12 protein-coding genes and 1 pseudogene are annotated in these 17,486 nt (G+C 58.6%); 3 read left to right on the top strand and 10 right to left on the bottom strand.

Annotated features, from left to right (window positions below; translation table 11 throughout):
* Positions 1-43: 43 nt before the first annotated feature.
* The 10 genes and pseudogenes from ACVWYI_RS37560 to ACVWYI_RS37515 form a co-directional block, all read right to left on the bottom strand.
* Positions 44-1,018 (bottom strand): nodulation protein NodZ, encoded by a 975-nt coding sequence (locus tag ACVWYI_RS37560; RefSeq protein ID WP_456664667.1) that lies wholly within the window; start codon positions 1,016-1,018, stop codon positions 44-46.
* Positions 1,019-1,217: 199 nt separating this feature from the next.
* Entirely contained in the window at positions 1,218-3,224 is a 2,007-nt protein-coding gene (locus tag ACVWYI_RS37555) for a carbamoyltransferase family protein (RefSeq protein ID WP_456664666.1), read from the bottom strand.
* A gap of 195 nt (positions 3,225-3,419) precedes the next feature.
* A complete protein-coding gene (locus ACVWYI_RS37550; RefSeq protein WP_456664665.1) occupies positions 3,420-4,208 on the bottom strand; it encodes an ABC transporter permease in 789 nt (262 codons plus the stop codon).
* Between the two features lie 3 nt (positions 4,209-4,211).
* Positions 4,212-5,126 carry a nodulation factor ABC transporter ATP-binding protein NodI gene (nodI, locus tag ACVWYI_RS37545; RefSeq protein WP_456664664.1) on the bottom strand — a complete coding sequence of 305 codons (915 nt, stop codon included), beginning with the start codon at positions 5,124-5,126 and terminating at the stop codon, positions 4,212-4,214.
* Positions 5,127-5,130: 4 nt separating this feature from the next.
* A complete protein-coding gene (nodU, locus tag ACVWYI_RS37540) occupies positions 5,131-6,843 on the bottom strand; it encodes a nodulation protein NodU (protein ID WP_456664663.1) in 1,713 nt (570 codons plus the stop codon).
* Between the two features lie 35 nt (positions 6,844-6,878).
* A complete protein-coding gene (gene nodS / locus ACVWYI_RS37535) occupies positions 6,879-7,532 on the bottom strand; it encodes a nodulation methyltransferase NodS (protein WP_456664662.1) in 654 nt (217 codons plus the stop codon).
* A complete protein-coding gene (gene nodC / locus ACVWYI_RS37530; protein WP_456664661.1) occupies positions 7,507-8,865 on the bottom strand; it encodes a chitooligosaccharide synthase NodC in 1,359 nt (452 codons plus the stop codon). The genes nodS and nodC overlap by 26 nt, the downstream gene beginning before the upstream one ends.
* Positions 8,866-8,879: 14 nt before the next feature.
* A complete protein-coding gene (nodB, locus tag ACVWYI_RS37525; protein WP_456664660.1) occupies positions 8,880-9,539 on the bottom strand; it encodes a chitooligosaccharide deacetylase NodB in 660 nt (219 codons plus the stop codon).
* A pseudogene (locus tag ACVWYI_RS37520) lies at positions 9,536-10,169 on the bottom strand (NodA family N-acyltransferase). The gene nodB and the pseudogene ACVWYI_RS37520 overlap by 4 nt, the downstream one beginning before the upstream one ends.
* Positions 10,166-10,564, bottom strand: coding sequence for a response regulator transcription factor (locus tag ACVWYI_RS37515; protein ID WP_456664659.1), 399 nt, complete (start codon positions 10,562-10,564; stop codon positions 10,166-10,168). The pseudogene ACVWYI_RS37520 and the gene ACVWYI_RS37515 overlap by 4 nt, the downstream one beginning before the upstream one ends.
* Positions 10,565-11,021: 457 nt before the next feature.
* Between ACVWYI_RS37515 and ACVWYI_RS37510 the strand changes: the two genes are divergently transcribed.
* From ACVWYI_RS37510 to hisC, 3 genes are all read left to right on the top strand, one after another.
* Positions 11,022-11,966: a LysR family transcriptional regulator gene (locus ACVWYI_RS37510; protein WP_456664658.1), complete on the top strand. Its 945-nt coding sequence runs from the start codon at positions 11,022-11,024 to the stop codon at positions 11,964-11,966.
* Positions 11,967-14,329: 2,363 nt separating this feature from the next.
* Positions 14,330-15,049 carry a MerR family transcriptional regulator gene (locus ACVWYI_RS37505; RefSeq protein ID WP_456664657.1) on the top strand — a complete coding sequence of 240 codons (720 nt, stop codon included), beginning with the start codon at positions 14,330-14,332 and terminating at the stop codon, positions 15,047-15,049.
* Between the two features lie 1,347 nt (positions 15,050-16,396).
* Complete coding sequence (hisC, locus tag ACVWYI_RS37500; protein WP_456664829.1) at positions 16,397-17,473, top strand: histidinol-phosphate transaminase; 1,077 nt, start codon at positions 16,397-16,399, stop codon at positions 17,471-17,473.
* Positions 17,474-17,486: the final 13 nt, after the last annotated feature.

Raw genomic sequence — 17,486 nt, 5'->3', positions numbered from 1 at the left:
CGATGATCTAGCCCGCCATTGTTCAGGCCCAGATTCTGGCGCTTCAGGAAGCCGCGAAATGCTCGTATGGATTATCGATCATGGTCAAGCGCTCCGGATTGCTCTGGTCGAATTCAATAATCCGTGGCACGAGCAGACGGGCATAGCGCGTGAAGGCGCTGGTGGGGGGAAAGCGGATCACGGTAGCGCATCGCGCAAGAAGATACATGTCGATGAGAGCGGAAGCTCCACCTTCAATTCCCATTTCCGCACTATGCAACGGCCCTGCCCGATCGGCCTGGAAACGTTTTGGTACGGCGAAGACATCGGCAAACAGACCCGATAGGCGATCGAGCACCTGTGCACTATCCGTGCACAGGAAGACCTTTACAGGCTTTGGATATGGCAAAGCCTTGGCTTTACGGATTGCCATGCAAACCTGACGAAGGGCGAGCTCCGAATCGGCCCAGTACGGCGCATGCTCCATGATATCTTCGCCATTGCCGTGCCGAACATGAACGCCAATGATGCTATGGCCGCTAAAGTGTTCCTCATACAAGGCGTCGATCCGCGCTTGAATCTCAGACCTGAGCTTGATGTTCCGAAAGATCAGTCGTTCGGCTGCCTCGCCACAACGCCACATCAGGCAGGCGTCACAGACAATGGTGTTGGCTTCGTTATCTTCTCTTGCCTGGAACAGCTCGGTCAGTTCGTCACGTTCTCGGAAGATCTGCTCATCCGGACGGTTGATGCAGTCGATCGATGGCCTATTCCACCACCGCGGGAAGAACGGTCCGGGAAACAAGAGCTGGTTGATCCGGTCATCGCAAATCACCGGTACCCCAGCGATGTCCTCAACCGGCTCGAAGAACACCGGAAAGGCGTTGCTGAACGGTCGGTCGATGTAGCAGGAACCGCGCCAGTCAACGACGAGCGTCCGCCCGGTCCGCTGCGCGTACGACCAGGCTGACGCCAGCGACCAGAGGCAGTCACCAAAGCCGGTGCGCCTCCGAGAAATAACAAAGCGTTCCTTGGTCAAGTTATCAAACCCTTCTCGTTGCGCAAGATCAGTTTTGTGTGGCGCACCTACTCATCTGCGATTCCGATCCACGCCAATGGACGGCTGGTCACCTAGACGCAAGGCGATCAACCTGCAAGTCCTCCTCCACGGCACCGCGATTGGCAGGTCATGCAAGAGGCCTCCAGTGAGCCCTCTTCCGCATTGCACATTTTTACGATCACGCAGTCTGTGACGGATGCAGCCGAATACGGCGTAGATCCCAGAGCCCGCGCAGTTCGTTCACGAGAGCTTCTCGCCTAGCCCTGTCAGAGGTGACCCTGGCGAGAAGATCGGCAAGAACAGCTTCCTTCTCAATTTGCATCAGCATGTCGAACAGGTCATGCGAGATGCGCACGCTGTCCTGGCTGGAGTGACCCATGCGGATCTCGCAGACTGTCTCCTGGCGTTCTCGGCCGGCGTGAGCGCGAACCCGGTAAAGAGATACATGGGGCGGCAGTGATACAGCGAGTGCAGTCCAGCTTTCGAGTGTTGTTGCCCGCTTCTTGACGAGGAATGAACCGACCACAAGGCCATCCAGCTCGGTCGACAAAAACGCCGTAATCGCATCGGCAACGGAATCTACGATCGGTTCGGCATTGTTGTTGAACGACGTATTAAGCAGAATCGGGACGCCTGTCCGGCTCTTGAACTCATTGATGAGTTCCCAATAGGCGGCATTGTTCGTGCGGGAAACCGTTTGCAGCCGAGCCGTACCATCGACATGCGTGATCGCGCCCAGCAAAGCACGCTTGGACTCACGCACGCGAACGACGAAATTCATGAAGGGATACTCTGCGCGACCATCCGGCAACTCAAAGAACGCGCCCGCATCCTCCTCCAGAACCGATGGCGCAAATGGTCGATAACTCTCGCGCTTCTTGACCATCGCATTGATCCGGTCTTTGTTCGCCGCGGGCCTCGGGTCCGCAAGAATACTGCGGTTGCCGAGCGCACGAGGGCCGAACTCCGATCGGCCCTGTACCCACCCGATCACGGCGCCATCAGCCATCCACTCGGCTGCTCTGGTTGCGACGTCAGCGGTCCGCTCAATCTCGAGGTGTCCGGCCCATCCCTTCAGTTCCTGTTCGATGCTGTCGTCGCTGCCGACATCTGGCCCCCAATAAACCGCCTGTAATCGCTCGCGGGGCGCAGGTTGCCCGGCCCCGTTCGACACCATCAGTGCCGCGCCCAATGCGCATCCGGCGTCATGCGCGGCCGGCTGCACGAAGATGTCTTCGAACAGGCCTGAATACAGGAGTTTTCCGTTCAGCGTGCAGTTGTGGGCCACCCCGCCAGCCAGGCACAACCGTTTCATTCCGGTCGACTCACGGAAGTGCCGAAGAATGTGAAATACGATCCGCTCCAGCGCCTCCTGCAACGATGCGCTCACGTCTCGATGCTGTTGGGTAAACGGCATTCCCTTTCGCCGGACCTCGATATTGCGCAGCAATGCCGGGCCGATACGTTCGAGGTGTACGCGGTAGCCACCGTTTGCGGAGAGCTCATAAAATTGCGAAAAGAGCTCGCGATAGCGTGCGGGATCTCCGTAAGGAGCCAGTCCCATAACCTTATACTCGTCGAACAGGCCGTAGCCGAGATATCGGATCGTCTCCAGATAGAACAGTCCAAGAGAGTTATTCTCTGGAAACGTCACAAGTTCGGTCATTTCGCTGCCCGACCCGACAGCCAAGAGACCCGACAGGAAGTCGCCACAACCGTCGATCGCGAGGACCAGGCTTTCTTCAAAACCCGACATCGCCAGAGCGCTCACGGCGTGGGCCTGATGGTGGCCTACGAATGACACCCGGGAGGGATCAACTTGGGTACCGAACTCCGTGGCTAGAAGGTGCCGTAGCAGCAGATTCGCATCTAGGGGAATTGAGATTTCCGGTTGTGAGATGAACAACCGTTCGAGCATTGCATTGCAGTAGGCTTCAGTAGCGTAGAACGCAATACGATCGACGTCGCGAAGCTCCACACCCGCGGCTGCAAGACAGTATTTGATCGCACTGCTCGGGAGCTTGTTCGAATGTTTGATCCGGTTGAGGCGCTCCTCTTCCACGGCAGCGATCACGCGCCCGTCCTTGACAAGTACCGCGGCGCCGTCGTGCAGAAACGTGTCCGGTAGTCCAAGGGGGTTTTCATAGACCCTGTCGAGGCCGCCACTCAATCCTAGACACAGCATCTTGTTCTCCGTTAATCCTGAGAGGCCTGTTGGCCTATTTCGTATCGCTTGCTTTGGGAGTAGGTCGCACGTGGCCGCGGGGCCGCTCAGGCATCGCTGACGAGACGCTTATAAGCGTCGCACGCGATTGGAAGTTCGCTACACCCGATATCTCATCTCGCACACGCGATGCTTCGGCTTTAGGTTTTATTCCTCTCACCGCATCAGGCGCTGCCGAAGCAGCACGGCCGAGACCAGGAAGGGAAGTGCTGCGTAGATGCAAAGTGCGCCCACATGCAATCCGACGCTGTCGACCGGCCGACCAAGCATTGCTGGACGAATGAGATCGACCGAATGAGTCAGCGGCAAGAAGGTCGCGATGCGTTGAAATGAACCGGGCAACTGGCTCATTGGGAAGATCGTCCCGCTCAAATACATCATGGGCGTGAGAATGAGCGACTGGTAGAAGATGAAATAGTCATGGCTCGGTGCAAGTGCTGAAACGACCATTGCGAGGCTCGCGAAAGTAACGCCAGTGAGGGCGATGGCTGGTAACGCATAGGGGATGGATGACCACTCTGCGTAACCCAGCGCAACGGCCACAATCGTGATCGCGGTCCCGGCGAGCAAGGCCTTGCTCGCTGCCCATGCCACTTCACCGAGAACAATGTCGCCGAGCGTAAGGGGCGTGCAGAGCACTGCCTCCCACGTGCAATTTGTCTGCATGCGAGCATAAGCCGCATAGATCGTTTCGAAGGTTGCGGAGACCATCGCGCTTGTGGCAATCATGCCAGCCGCCAGAAACGAGATGTACGAGGTGCCCTCAACACCACCTATGATCATTCCAAGGCCAAAACCGAGACCGAACAGAGAGCTCATCGGCTCGGCCAGATTCCCAAGAACCGATGCCAGAGCGACTTTCCGCCAGACCAGAAAATTGCGGCGCCATACCGCGATCCAGTTCCATGGATTAGCAGGGAGCGCCGGTGCAAACCGTTGCCACATCGTTCAGTCCTTTATCTCTCGCCCGGTTAGCCGCAAGAACACATCCTCCAGATTTGGGGGACGCTGCAGAAAGCGCAGATCCGTGCGGTTGGCAAGGCGGAGGCGCACCTGCTCTGGATCCGTGACATAGCAGAACAGCGTCTCCCCGCTCACCTCAGCGCGCTGCACTTCGGGTCTGACCAGCGGCAGCAGTTCGTGCGGGTTACCGCCGTAAATCTCGATCACTTGACAGCCGATCTGCTGCTCGATCAGCACGCGAGGCTGACCTTCGGCGATCTTACGGCCGTGCTCGAGCACGCACAGGCGGTCGCACAATCGCTCCGCCTCTTCCATGAAGTGGGTTGTGAGAAGGATCGTTTTGCCGCGCCCTAATAAAGAGCGCAAGCGTTCCCAAATCAGGTGACGGCCGTGCGGATCGAGGCCGGTCGTCGGCTCATCAAGCACCAAGAGCTGCGGGTCGTTAATGAGAGCCCGTGCCAACGTCAGGCGTCGCTTCATGCCGCCGGAGAGTTCGGCGACGCGGGCATCCGCCTTGTTCTCCAGCCGCGCGAATTCGAGCAGTGACGGCGTGACCGCTTCCACCTCAGCCGCGCTCATGGCGAAGTAGCGCCCGAAAACGAGCAGGTTTTCGCGTACCGTGAGCTGAAGATCAAGGTTATCGAACTGTGGGACAACCCCGACCCCCCGACGCGCCAAGCGCGCCCTTGCCGGCACCGGCTCGCCGAGCACGCATATCCTACCTGCGTCGGGCGATGCAACACCCAGAATCAAACGCGCAAGCGTGCTTTTACCCGCGCCGTTTGGTCCCAGCAGACCGAAGCACTCTCCCGGCGAGACCGTAAACGAAAGAGCGTCTACGACGACCCTGTTGTCGTAGAACTTGCTCACCTGGAAAAGGTCGACTGCCGCGGCTGACATTTGCTTACGCCATGGCGACGGAAGTTGTTCGCGCCGCTTCCTCGCTCGCGCGCTTTTTTGTCCAAAGCAGGCCATCACACCATACGTGATCGACGCGACCCCACCGGCACGCGGCGGCAGCATCCGGGAAAAAGCCGCGTCCATGCAGATTGGCGCTGGTATTGCAAAGCAGCGGAATGGCTGTGAGCTTCTCGTACTCGACGAGAAGCTCGGCCACTTTATGCTGAGAGGTTCTGGCAACGGTCTGTAGACGAGCAGATCCATCGAGATGCACGACGGCGGGAATTTTGTCCCGCCATTCTGGTCGCGTCTGGTGATCGAACAGCATGTAGGGATCGGGTACTCCAGGGCTAAAAATCTCCGCCGCACGATCCTCCAGGCATATCGGCGCTACCGGCCTGAAATGCTCACGAAGTTTGATGTCGTTGAGATGATCCTTCATTCCTTCCCAGCTAGCAGCCGCGAGAATGCTTCTGCCACCCAAGGCTCGTGGTCCGAGCTCGGCACGCCCGGCAAGGAAGACCACGGGCTTGTCGCAGGCGAGGATTGCCGCGAGTTCGCCCATAGTGCAGGGCGCGCCCTCCCATTCGGGCGGGACTTCGCTGGCACGAACGGCCGGTCCACTGTAGACCGACCACTCCAGAGCTCTGAAGCCTTGCTGTGCCGCCAGTGCAGAGCAAGCAGCACCAATGGCTGAGCCACTGTCGTTCGGAAAGGGCGGCACCCACACGGCATTGAACAGGCCAGTCGCACGAAATGCACTATTCCACTTAATATTCAGGCCACAGCCGCCGGCTATGCAGAGGTTACGCGCCCCCGCAAGATCTGAATGCCGCTCCACCACGTCAGCAATGGTGCGAACTAGCAGACGCTCTAGAAAGACGTGAAATGATGCAAGGACGTCTTCGGCTTGCTTTTCCTTCAATCGCATTGCACACGCATCGAAGAAGTCGTGCAGAGCTTCAAGTGGCGATTGTGAGCTGTTGATCTCTTCAAGCTCAGGACGAGCGCCCTCAGCATCCGTGGCAAAGTGCGCCTCATAAAGTTCATGAAACGTCTTAATACAGTCCTCGTCGGGCGATCCCAGCGCGATATAGGCCATCAGCTTGCCGGCAATACCGAGATCCCAGCTGGTCCGGTCTGTCCGCCTGTAAGGTCCAAAGTGATGTCCTGCCGTCGCATAGGCGTGACCTATCATCGGAAACAGGCACTCGATGAACCGGATGCCGTGGGGCTCGACATAGTAGAGGCGTGGAAACATGCAGCCGTCCCACACCAAGCAGAAAGCAGATTGTGCGGATTTGGCAAACGAGCTGGCGCAATATGCGGATGCTACGTGCCCGGTGACATGAGGATAGCTTTGATAGGGATATAGCTTCCCATCAAGCATGAGGCCGATCCGATCGCGGGACGTCAGGGGGCTATCGCCTTGCCGTTCGACATACGGCGCGCCCTTGAGCTTGATGGTCGTCGTCCCACTAAGGACTTCAAACTGCGACTCGAACTCTCCATCCCAGCCATCAATGACGAACTGATCAATATCGCTCGGATCCAGCCCGTGCTTCGCCAAGGCGCTAACAACGGCATCCAGGTTGTCGATGGTTTGATAACGCGGATTGTTGTTCAGCTTCTCCTGTTCGACACAAAACACCACCCGGCCGTCCTCGATCAGAGCGACTGCCCCGTCATGCGTCAATTTGATACCGCAGATACGCATAGTGACTCCTTTCAAGCTCGGCCGTTAGGATGGATCTAAGATCGCTCCGGATTGCGAAAGCGGACCAACAAGCAGTCTTCGTCAGCCGACTGCCCCTGGCACTGCACGCGTTCGACCTCAATGAGCGCTTCAGTCAAAATCGTGATGACTGTCTCGGCGCCAGCGACATGCCCCCATCGCCTGCAGGTGGCATCACGTGCAGATCCGAAGACCAGATGCCCACCTGGAGCAAGGATCTTCACCATCTTGTCGATGGCGGTACGCATCCGTGTCATGTCTTCGAGATAGTAGAGAACTTCGGCGACCACGATCAGATCGAACAGCTCTTCGGTCGAGAACTGCAGAATATCGGTCGCCGCCCAGCTGATATGCGACCACCTCTTGGTCCGCTGGACCGCTCGACCGATCGCTCGCGGCATAACATCGATGACCGTGAGCCGTTTGCAGTGAGGAGCAAGCTTCTCTGTGAATGCACCGGCCGCGCACCCGATCTCGAGGCCGGTTGAGACGGCGCCGTTCGACAGCGATAGCCGTAGCAATTGGGTGTGACGCTCACGTTCGAACGGATTGTGGTCGAGCCGCCACGGGTCATCGTTAGTCAGCTCCCGTTGCAACGATTGATATGTCTTGTCCACGCTCACCACTAAATCCCCTACAAAGCTGTCAGTCAGTCTCGGTTGCAATGCCATCAGACGCGATCAGCTGCGAGGGAGCGCGCGAAAGACCTGGCCCGCGAATTAAGCGAGGCGTTTCCGATGCCGGGTTAAGGCTTGGTCCAGTTGTCGCGTCTTCGATCGCGGCCTTCGATTCATCGACGTCTGATGATTTCGCTACTTTGCGCGAGAGCCAGTCGCTGTTGCTCAAGGTACAGAGCGCATAGACTTTCATCGGGAGCAGGAGGAAGATGTTGATCGGGGTGTGCAGCGAGAAGCCGATGAATCGAAGCTCGCCGGCACGAAGGGCCGCCACGCTGCACCGAATCATGGTCATCGCGGCGATGGTCAGACCGGTCCACCAGGGCACGGTGCCGGTGAGCGCGAGCTGAGCGAGCGCGGCAATCGATGAGATGGCGAGCAGCAGCGGCCCGAGATTCTGTCCGAGCACGTCGAGCGTAAGGTACCGGTCCAGGCCGGGCAACAGGTGCAAACCCAGCAGCGTGTCGCGATAGGTGCTCCGCGCCCAGCGGAGCTGTTGCCGCAGATACGGCAAGAGCCTGTCCGGGACCACCGTGGCGGCGATGGCGTCCGGAACGTACTCGGTTCGAAACCCTGCCTTGAGCATGAGGATCGTCAGATGGCGGTCCTCACCGAAGTCGCTCGGCTTTCCCCGGAAGTACTGCGTCTCGTACTGGTCGAGCACCAAGAGCAGCGCGGAGCGACGGTACATGGCACACGGGCCGCAGCAGCACATGACGGCGCCAAAGCGCGTCTGCGCCGCACGCTCTTCGTTGCAAGCCAACCAGTACTCCATGTCGATCAATCGGGTTAGCCAGCTGTCGTTGCGGTTGCTGGCCACCAATTGCCCCATGGCCGCTCCGACGGCTGCATCCTGCATCTTACGTACGAGCTTGCTGACCACGTCGCTGGCGATTTCCGTGTCGGAATCGACATTGAGCACGAGATCGCCGAACGACCGGCGTATCGCTGCGATCTGCGCCTTGCGCTTTCCAACGTTGCTTGGCAGCAGAATGACGGTGAACCTCGGGTCATGCGCGTAGCTCCCATGGACCGGGGCCACTGCAGCGACATTTGCAGAGCCGTCATCGACCACATAGAGCTGCAATCGCCCTGGGTAATCCTGGCTTGCGAGAGATTTCAGGCAGGCCGCCAGCGTCCGCGGATCCTCGTTGAAGCAGGGCACGATGACATCCACGCTGGGCAGAGCTGCGGTGTCGACGAGGTCGTACGGCGGCAGTGAGGCGTCGGTTCGCAGCGCATAAAGCGCCTGCGCGCTCTTATGGACGCTGGAGAGCAACGCGTAGGAGGCAACAGCAGCGGTGCTGATAGTGGCAAGCAGGCTCATGGGAGTTGATCTATTCAGTGAGTTTGAGGAAGCGACCGGATTGCAAATCCAAGGTCATGCAGTGCTGGAATGAGCTGGGCGAGCGCCGTCACAGTCTGGTCGCGCCGACCAGAGTGAGGGCAGCGTTCCAACTCGTCGGGAGGGCACCCGTCGTGCAGGAGCACGATTGCCCCCGGCCGGACCGAGGCCAGCACCGCAGCAACAATCGCCTCGCCGCCAGGTCGAGACCAGTCTTGCGGGTCCACTGACCAGTGCAGGGCTGCCAGTTCGGCCTTCGCCGACGCGGCGAGGGCCTCCTTGGTCCAAGTCCCATACGGCGCACGCATGTGCCGCACAGAGGCTCGCGGGCAGGCCATTCCGATGATCTTGTTTGTTGTGAGGATCTCGTATTCCACCTCATCCGGTGTGCATTTGGATAAATTCGGGTGCGTCATTGTGTGGTTTGCGATTTCGTGCCCTTCTGCAATGATGCGCTGGATCAGCTCCGGCTGACCCGCTGCATATGCGCCGATCACGCAGAAGGTGGCGGGAGTCCGATGCTGCGCCAGCACATCCAGGATAGCCGGCGTGCAATGCGGGTTGGGACCATCATCAAATGTCAGATAGACGGAGTGCTCTCCGCCGGCGTCGGCGTAGTCGCTCCGCGCTTCAGTCTCGTTGTCTGCGGCGGTCACAGTTCTGGCCCGTTCCGTTCAATCATCTCACCGGCCGGCCATTCGCTCATTGGCCTCGCAATCGGCAGGACGAGGACGACCACGTCCTCCACGCGCGTCGGAGGCACAGTGAGATAGATATCCGGACGAGCGGACCGGACACGGAGCCCTGGCAGAACAGTCGCTAACCCCTGTCGCCCGAGCAGCCTGGTAATATGTTTCTGCAGGGCGGATCGGACCGTGCCAAAGCCGAACGGCACCCCAAGATCTCGCAATACGGGATACATCACGCGGATGGAGTGGCTGATTCCGAGCCCCTCGAGATCCGGGCGTACCCCGTACAATCCGAGTTCAGCCACAAGCAGATCGACCTCACCCCACTTTTATGAAGCGGCGCAGTGCGCCGATGTGAATCGCGACGCCACGATCGTCGTAGCCGATTGCCCGAATCTCAGGCCTTGCGCCGGCCCAGCTTCGATGACCTTCAAAGGGCTGTGCATTGAATGCCCCGGTCGGACCGTAGGTCTTCCGGAAGAAGTCTGACAATTCAATATGGTCAGCAAGTTGAAGCTCATTCTCCCAGCACAGCCTCCAACGAACTGGAGGGCGCGCCGAAACACCTCGTGTGGATCCGGACGCGATCATGTTCATAGAGGGTAATCCCTATTCATTATCTGGCTCCTGACGCAGGCCAGCAGTTCGCTACGCTCGAAAGGCTTGCTCAAAAACTGGAGCCCAGCTTGCAGGACTCGACTCATATCGTCTTCGGAGTTGTCTGTGAGCAGAACGATGGGAATCGCGCGTCCGGATGCAGCCAGATGATGAAAAAGCTCAAAGCCACTCATCACGCTCGACTGCATGTCCGCGATCAAGCACGACGTGATCAAACGGCGGCCCGATTTCAAGAACTCTTCTGCGCTCTCGAAGGGTTCGGGTACGTAACCCGCGGAAAACACCATTTCTGTCAGAGCTTCACGCACTGACCGATGTGCATTCACAATGGATACGACGTCGAGTGTGTGCGCAACTCGCATCAGATTCGCCAAGGACGCCTTCGCTCGCATGCTTCGCACGATTTCTCCGCAGCAAGGACGCAATCGGATGCGACCAAAACACATTTGGCACCCGCAACCGAAGGGGTCCAACTGGAGGGAAATCTACGGCCAGGTGAGCGTTCGCTCAATTCTACGGCGGTACACGGCCGGTATAGAATGGGTTGGCGAAGCCATACGAAGGTTTGCTCGTCCTATACGCCCACGCACAGTTGCGGATCCCCACCGTGCTAGCTCGCCGAGATATGAGTTGCGCAACACGCGCGAAACTGCGACCGCACGGTCCAGATATCTTGATCGATTCCTGGCGCTGGGCTGAACGCGCTATGATTGTAACCATGCTGTTAGATCTGACATCTCGCTAAACTATCCTTTGCTATTCTCATTCGGTACAAATGGTAAAATCGATTGTATCGATAGAACACATTCACACCGTGGATCACTCAAGATTATGCGTTTCAAGGGCCTCGATCTGAATCTCCTCGTCGCATTCGACGCCCTGTTGGCGCAAGGCAATCTCACTGCGGCGGCAAGAAGCATCAACCTCAGTCAACCTGCCATGAGTGCTGCCGTCGCGCGGCTTCGCACTTACTTTCGCGATGAGCTATTCACGATGAGGGGTCGGAAGCTTGTCCCAACACCGCGGGCTCAAGCGCTCGCAGCCCCGATTCGCGAGGCTCTCGCTCACATTCAGCTCTCGATCATTTCTCCGGACGGCTTCACTCCGTCTCGATCGAATCGGCGATTCAGGATCATCCTGTCCGACTTCATGACTGTCGTGTTTCTTCGACCTATCGTGGACCGCGTCGCGCGGGAAGCTCCGACAATCAATTTCGAGTTGCTGCCGCCCGTAGAGGACCCCGATGAACTTCTCCGGCGCGGTGAAGTCGATTTTCTCATGTATCCGGAGATGTTCATGTCGAGTGCGCATCCCAAGGCGGCGCTGTTCGAGGACACTTTCGCTTGCGTGGGCTGCCCGATGAACAAGCAGCTGGCGCCGCGACTTACGTTCGAGATGTACACGTCGATCGGGCACGTGGAAGCCCAGTTCGGGCGCTCCCTGAGGCCCTCCTTCCAGGAATGGCTCTTTCTCGAGCACGGTTTCAAGATACGCACCGAGGTCGCGGTGCAGGGTTTTGGTATGATTCCGCCTATGTTGTTGGGCACCAACCGTATAGCGAGCATGCCCTCAAGACTGGTCAGCCATTTCGCAAACACGATGCCCCTGCGGGTCATCGAACCTCCGCTGCGACTTCTCACATTTACCGAGGCCGTCCAATGGCCGGCCATTCATAATACTGATCCGGCAAGCATTTGGATGCGCAACATATTCTTGCAAGAGGCATCCATGATGGTCGCTCCGTCGGAGAACCACCAATGTCACGGCCCGTTCTAGGATTGTTCGGCCGTTTGCGACCTACTCTCGATTAACCAGATCTACGCTAGGCTCGAAGCTCCGGCCCTCGCTGGTGTTCGGATTGGCGCGCTTGAGCGTAGTTTGATCGGGTCGGCGGCGCCATTGATCTCGCGCTGGCGTGACGATCTTACGCGTCATACAGCTCGTTCGGCGGCGCTCCGCAATGACTTTCCCCTGATCCGACGGCTGCATCACACTTTCTACATGAGCTGAGCTCAGAGCTCGCGAAATGATCCGGCCAGTCAGGTGAACGAGATCCGGGCTCGGCACTACAATCTCTTGAATCGTACACCGCGTCAGGTTGTAGACCAAGTCCCGCGATCGAGGCTGCAAACGTGGACACTGGTAGCGCACCCGCACCGTTCTTCGCCTGCCGGTGGGCATTCTCCTTGCCGTCTACTATCCCGGCGATCGCACCAGTAATGCCGAAGCACGCCAGTAGCTAGACGCCTCTTGGCGGACCGCCCCACAGGGTCGATGCCGGCTCGTTCGCGTCGAACCAACTTGTTCTGCCGAACGCCAACGCTGTCCACAGTCGCGTCCGGAAAGCGCAACGCGAGCTGGCGTAGTTCGGGGGAGCAGAACCTGCAAGTGAGAGGTCTGCGCAAGGTTGGCGTGGAGGTTCGGACACGTCATCTCAATGGCGCTTGTCTTGCTCTTCTCGATCCCGCATGACGGAGCGCAACCGCAAACTCGCTGGCCGCAGGATCAACCTGGATCCACCCGCCGTGAGCTCGCGGCATTGTCCCGTTGCGCGCGTGCTTGGGGGATGAGTGTTTATGATGAGAGGACGGCAACTGTGCCAATGTCCGGCGCACGGAAGGGCTCGCCGCTCCCACTCGCCAACTCCTGCTCCACCTACAGCTTTTGATCGTTTCGGGCGACATGGTCAATCCAGCCACATCGGATCGTGGGTGCAGGGTCATCCTTTCGGATCTCGCGACAGTCGTGTTATTCTCGAAAGTGTCGTGGCGCGTGGCGCGCGGGATGCCGCCGCCGTTAGCCCCGAGTTGCGGCCCCTCACCGCTGTCCCCGAAGAGCTACTTCGGTGCGGTAACATGATTTGCCTATCTTACCCAAAGCATCTATGTCCAGCGCTCGCACACCAAAGCGATACTGTTCGAGGATGAAAGTGAGTGAGCTTCCGGACGAGCAAGACATTACCCGCGACAGCTGGACTGCGCGGCCCAACACTGATCCGGCTCACGTGTGGATATGCGAGATATTGCTGTAGGAGCTATGACACGTCCTTGTTTTCCCAGGCGTGGCCGCGCGGCGCCGGGGCCCGTTGAGCCGTTTTGAGCGCCTCCACGTTCAGCGGATGCTGGAGCGATCCTTCGGGGCTCGGTCTTCAATCGCGAGTAGCGTTTCGCCAGCCGCGTGTCGTGCGCTTGCGTTGAGATACATGCCGGGAATGGTTTGGCGGCCCACCTTCTCCGACGCTTTGCGTCGCAGACTTGCGCCGTTGAAGAGCAGCCATTATCTTGTGGCATTCCAAAACCCGATGTTGCCACGCGCGAACAACGCCTTCGCGCCCAAAAAGCCGTCTCACAACAGGACTAGCAGCGCGTCGAAAACGCTGTTAGCGAGCGGGCGGCCACGCCACGATGTGCTGGTAGGACCACTCTGCGATGATTGACCAATCAACGCTCGGCTCGACGATGGATCACAGCAACGGTCGCGACCGAAAGAGGCCCACCTGATCAGATCAGTACTGTGTCCGCGCCGCCGTTCGTGAAGCTGTGTCGCAAGAGCAAGCGGGGGCTGCATGTATCTGTTCGCTCCGCGTGGCGATCAGATAGCAGATGGCCACTGCTGCGGCAGCGTCCAGCAGAAATTGCACAGTTTCGGTAGGGCAATGTTGGACAAAAGGGAAGCAAAGCCGGTGTTGCACAACGGCACCACACGAACGCACCTGTCACATTCTTTCGCGCACGTCGCCGCTCCGTCTCCTTTTTGCCCCACCACAGCCAAACGGCTTCGTCACGTGCAGCGAAGGTGCGGCAATCAAAGGAGCTTACTGTTGAAGAAGCCGAGCGGAGTCTACGACCCCGAGGATCTCGCGAGCTTGGGAAACCTTTTTGATCGAGCAATCGCGTCTTTACCGACATGCATGCGAACCAGCGAGAATCGCGCGGCGATCGCCAGACTTGTGATGCAACGCGCAGCGAGGGACGAACTGACGTCGCTGGCGCACTTGATGCTTGCACTTGTCTCGGCTGGTTGATCAACAGCATGCGGTCAGTGCTCCCGGGGGTTCGCAGCAAGAGACCATCATCTAGATCATTGAAATAGCTTGATTCTCACGTGACGTGAGGTTGTAGGCTTGCAAACTGAGGACCATGACAAACGCCACACCACGACGGCGCCGGTGGCGCATTGGAGAACTTGCAGAGGCGACCGGCGTAACGGTACGCACTCTGCATCATTACGAACATACCGGGTTGTTGACGGTCGCGGAACGTACCAATGGCGGTCACCGCATGTACGATCGTGAAAGCCTACAACGCGTCTCTCAGATACTGGCGCTACGTGAGCTCGGCTTCTCGCTTCCTGAGATCCGCAAAGCTATCGAGGGACGGACGTCTCTCACGGACCTATGGCGCAACCATCTGGAGCGAATTGAAGTTCAAGTCGCGCGGGCGACATTACTACGGGATCGATTGCGCATTATGACGACGCAAGGTGAGACAGAAGTTAGTGTCGACGAGCTGCCGGCAACGTTAGATGCAATGTCGCGGATTGAGGAGCGTACCCCCTCGGCCATCTGCACATGCGCCTCTAACGCTAGCCGCGAAGATCGGTGGCGCAAGATTCGGGACGAGCTACGAAGCTGCATGGATCGGGGCGAGCCGCCATGCAGTGAGCGACCAAATGCGGTCGCCCGTCAAGCCCGTTCGCTGCTGACTGAGATCACAGGAGTTGACTCGACTGTCTCGATGATACTGAAGGTGCTGACGCGATTGACTGAACCACACAATCTCGCCGGCTGGGATGCGAGCCTCATGCGATACCTCGATCTCGCCCTCGCCGCGCTGGAGAACCAGCTCGGAAAGAGTTGACGCACGCGGCTCGCCGGACTCGGTAGCTCGAATGTCTCCAACTCAATGAGCTGATGCTGATCCTTGTCTGACTGAGGATCGTTGGCCCGTAGCAATTCGCCTGCGAATGTGCGTTGTCGGCACTCTTGGGGGACTTTCGCTCTGCCGACCTCGACGAGAACGCTTCGAAGTACTTGATTCGTACGTAGCGTCAGATTGTACCTTCTAAAAGCATCGACGCAGCGGCGGGGCGACGGACAGAGCGCCGGCTAGGCGATGGAGACTCCAATGATCTGCACCACTTTCGGAAGTTCCCGTGAGAGCGCTGGGCGAGAACAAGTCGGTGGATGAACGTTTTTGGCCATTGCCTGCGGCTCCGCAAACGGCACGCTCTTTACCTTCATGCCGCACTCGACGAAGAATGCTGCAGGGGCAGCCGATGTCGCCAAGCTCAGGGGTTCAAGCCAATCTGCCGCAGGTTGCACGCTACGCTTATGCCGCAGTTCAAGCATGGGCGGGCTCGGTCAGACGGGCGGGCACGGTCGATGCCACGCGGGTCGCTGCGGCCGAACCTCGGGCTCAATCGAAAGGGCCATTGCCACGGTTCGATTCGACAAGGGAGACAATGCCGCTCCTGGGTTCATCGTTTACCGCTGGCGCGACAATACCGTCGAAGTGGTCGCGCAGACCTGACCGCCCGCACCAACACCGCACGGAGCGTTGAATGATGAACCATCCTCGGCCTGGCGATTACGCGCTGGTCACGTGCGCCGCAGTCGCCGCAGTCGCGGCATTTCTCGCCCTGGCGGCAACGCTATCACAGCTGTCGTGCACGCCCGAACGGCCGCCCGAAGAGTACGTTCCCATTCGCCTGGTGCCACTACAGTGAGCATCACTTTCATATTCGTAAGGCCGACGAACATCGGTGACTTCTTCCACCTAGTGAAACTGATGCGCACCTCGCTCTCGGGAGTGAGCTGCCAGGACCTCTTTAGAAGGAACGTAGCTTGTGGCAAGATGTCAGTGGTGCGCAGTCTGTCTGCGGATTACGCGAGTTCAAGCCGAGCGTTAGCAGCGCTGTTCGGCCGAGTGAACGTGGCGATCCCTCCCTCGTGAAACAGGTATTCGCTGGGACAACCCCGTGCGCCGCCTGATCCGTGCTGATCGCTGCCGGACTTTGAGACGGACTCTGATCCGGTGCGGCGCTTAGATCTGAGCCCGCCTATGGCACCCCACCCTCACATTCATGCAGGCCTTGCGCTTCCAGGCTCCTAACACAGCGCGCGCATCACGTAGGCTCGATGAAGGCGGTCAACTGCTCTGGTCGACAAAAGGGAGAACATCACATTGGATGCAAAACTGCAAACTATGCTTTCCTCGCTCTCGCCGGTGGCTCGCCAATTGGATGCTCTGCCGTCCGGGCGGCCCACCCCCGACAATACTTGCGTGAAACTGAATACGAATGAGAATCCATTTCCTTTGCCAGCCATCGTGATGCGAAGCGCAATTGCAGCTCTTGAGGTGCAATACCGCTATCCGGAAGACGACAATATCAGCTTGAGACAAGCGGCCGCAGCGGCCTACGGGATTGCCACTGATCGCGTGATGGCTGGCAATGGATCGTCTGAACTCCTCAGTCTCATTTACAGAGCCTTTCTTGCCCCGGGCGACGGCATCGCAATGATGTCGCCCGGCTTCTCCTTCAATCGCAAGCTTGCCATGTTGCAAGGGGCCCGGTTCATTGAAATTCCCTGGTCTGAACCCGACTGCTTGCCGATGGACGAGCTGCTTTTCGGTCCGGCTAAACATGCCAAGTTCATTCTGTTGGCCAATCCGAACAATCCGACCGGAACCTTCGTTCCGGTCGCTGAGATCGAGCGCCTCGTTATACGGTCTGACCGATTGATCGTATTGGACGAAGCTTATGTTGATTTCGCACCTGAGGATGGCCTACGCCTCATTGAGCGCCATTCGAATCTTCTGGTCCTGCGCACGCTTTCCAAGAGTCATTCCGCGGCTGGCATTCGCGTGGGCTTCGGTTTCGGCCATCCCGAGCTGATTGGGCGGCTTCGTAACATCCAGAATGTTTTCAACATGAATGTGGTCGCTCATGCCGTTGGCATGAGCGTCCTTGCGCATCGCGACGCCTACGAGGAGAACCATCGCCACGTCAGGCTTGAGCGTCAGCGGGTAGCGGCCGCCCTCTCGGAATTTGGGTTCTCCGTAACGCCTTCCCACGCGAACTTCCTCCTCGCCCGTGTGCCGGTAGGTCAGGGTGGCAGATGGTGGCAGGCGGCGTTGCAAGACCAGAGCGTCCTCGTTGCCTTCTTTCCGGATGCCGGTCTGCAAGAGTGCATTCGGGTTAGCATCGGTACAACGCGCCAGATGGATACGTTTCTTGCGGCTGTCGGCAGCATTCTTAAGAAAGTGGAATGCCGTGGCTAATGACCCCTTCCAC

The sequence above is a fragment of the Bradyrhizobium sp. LB13.1 genome, assembly GCF_054056815.1.
Note: the sequence above shows the minus strand (reverse complement) of the source record. Positions and strands in the feature narration are given on the sequence as shown.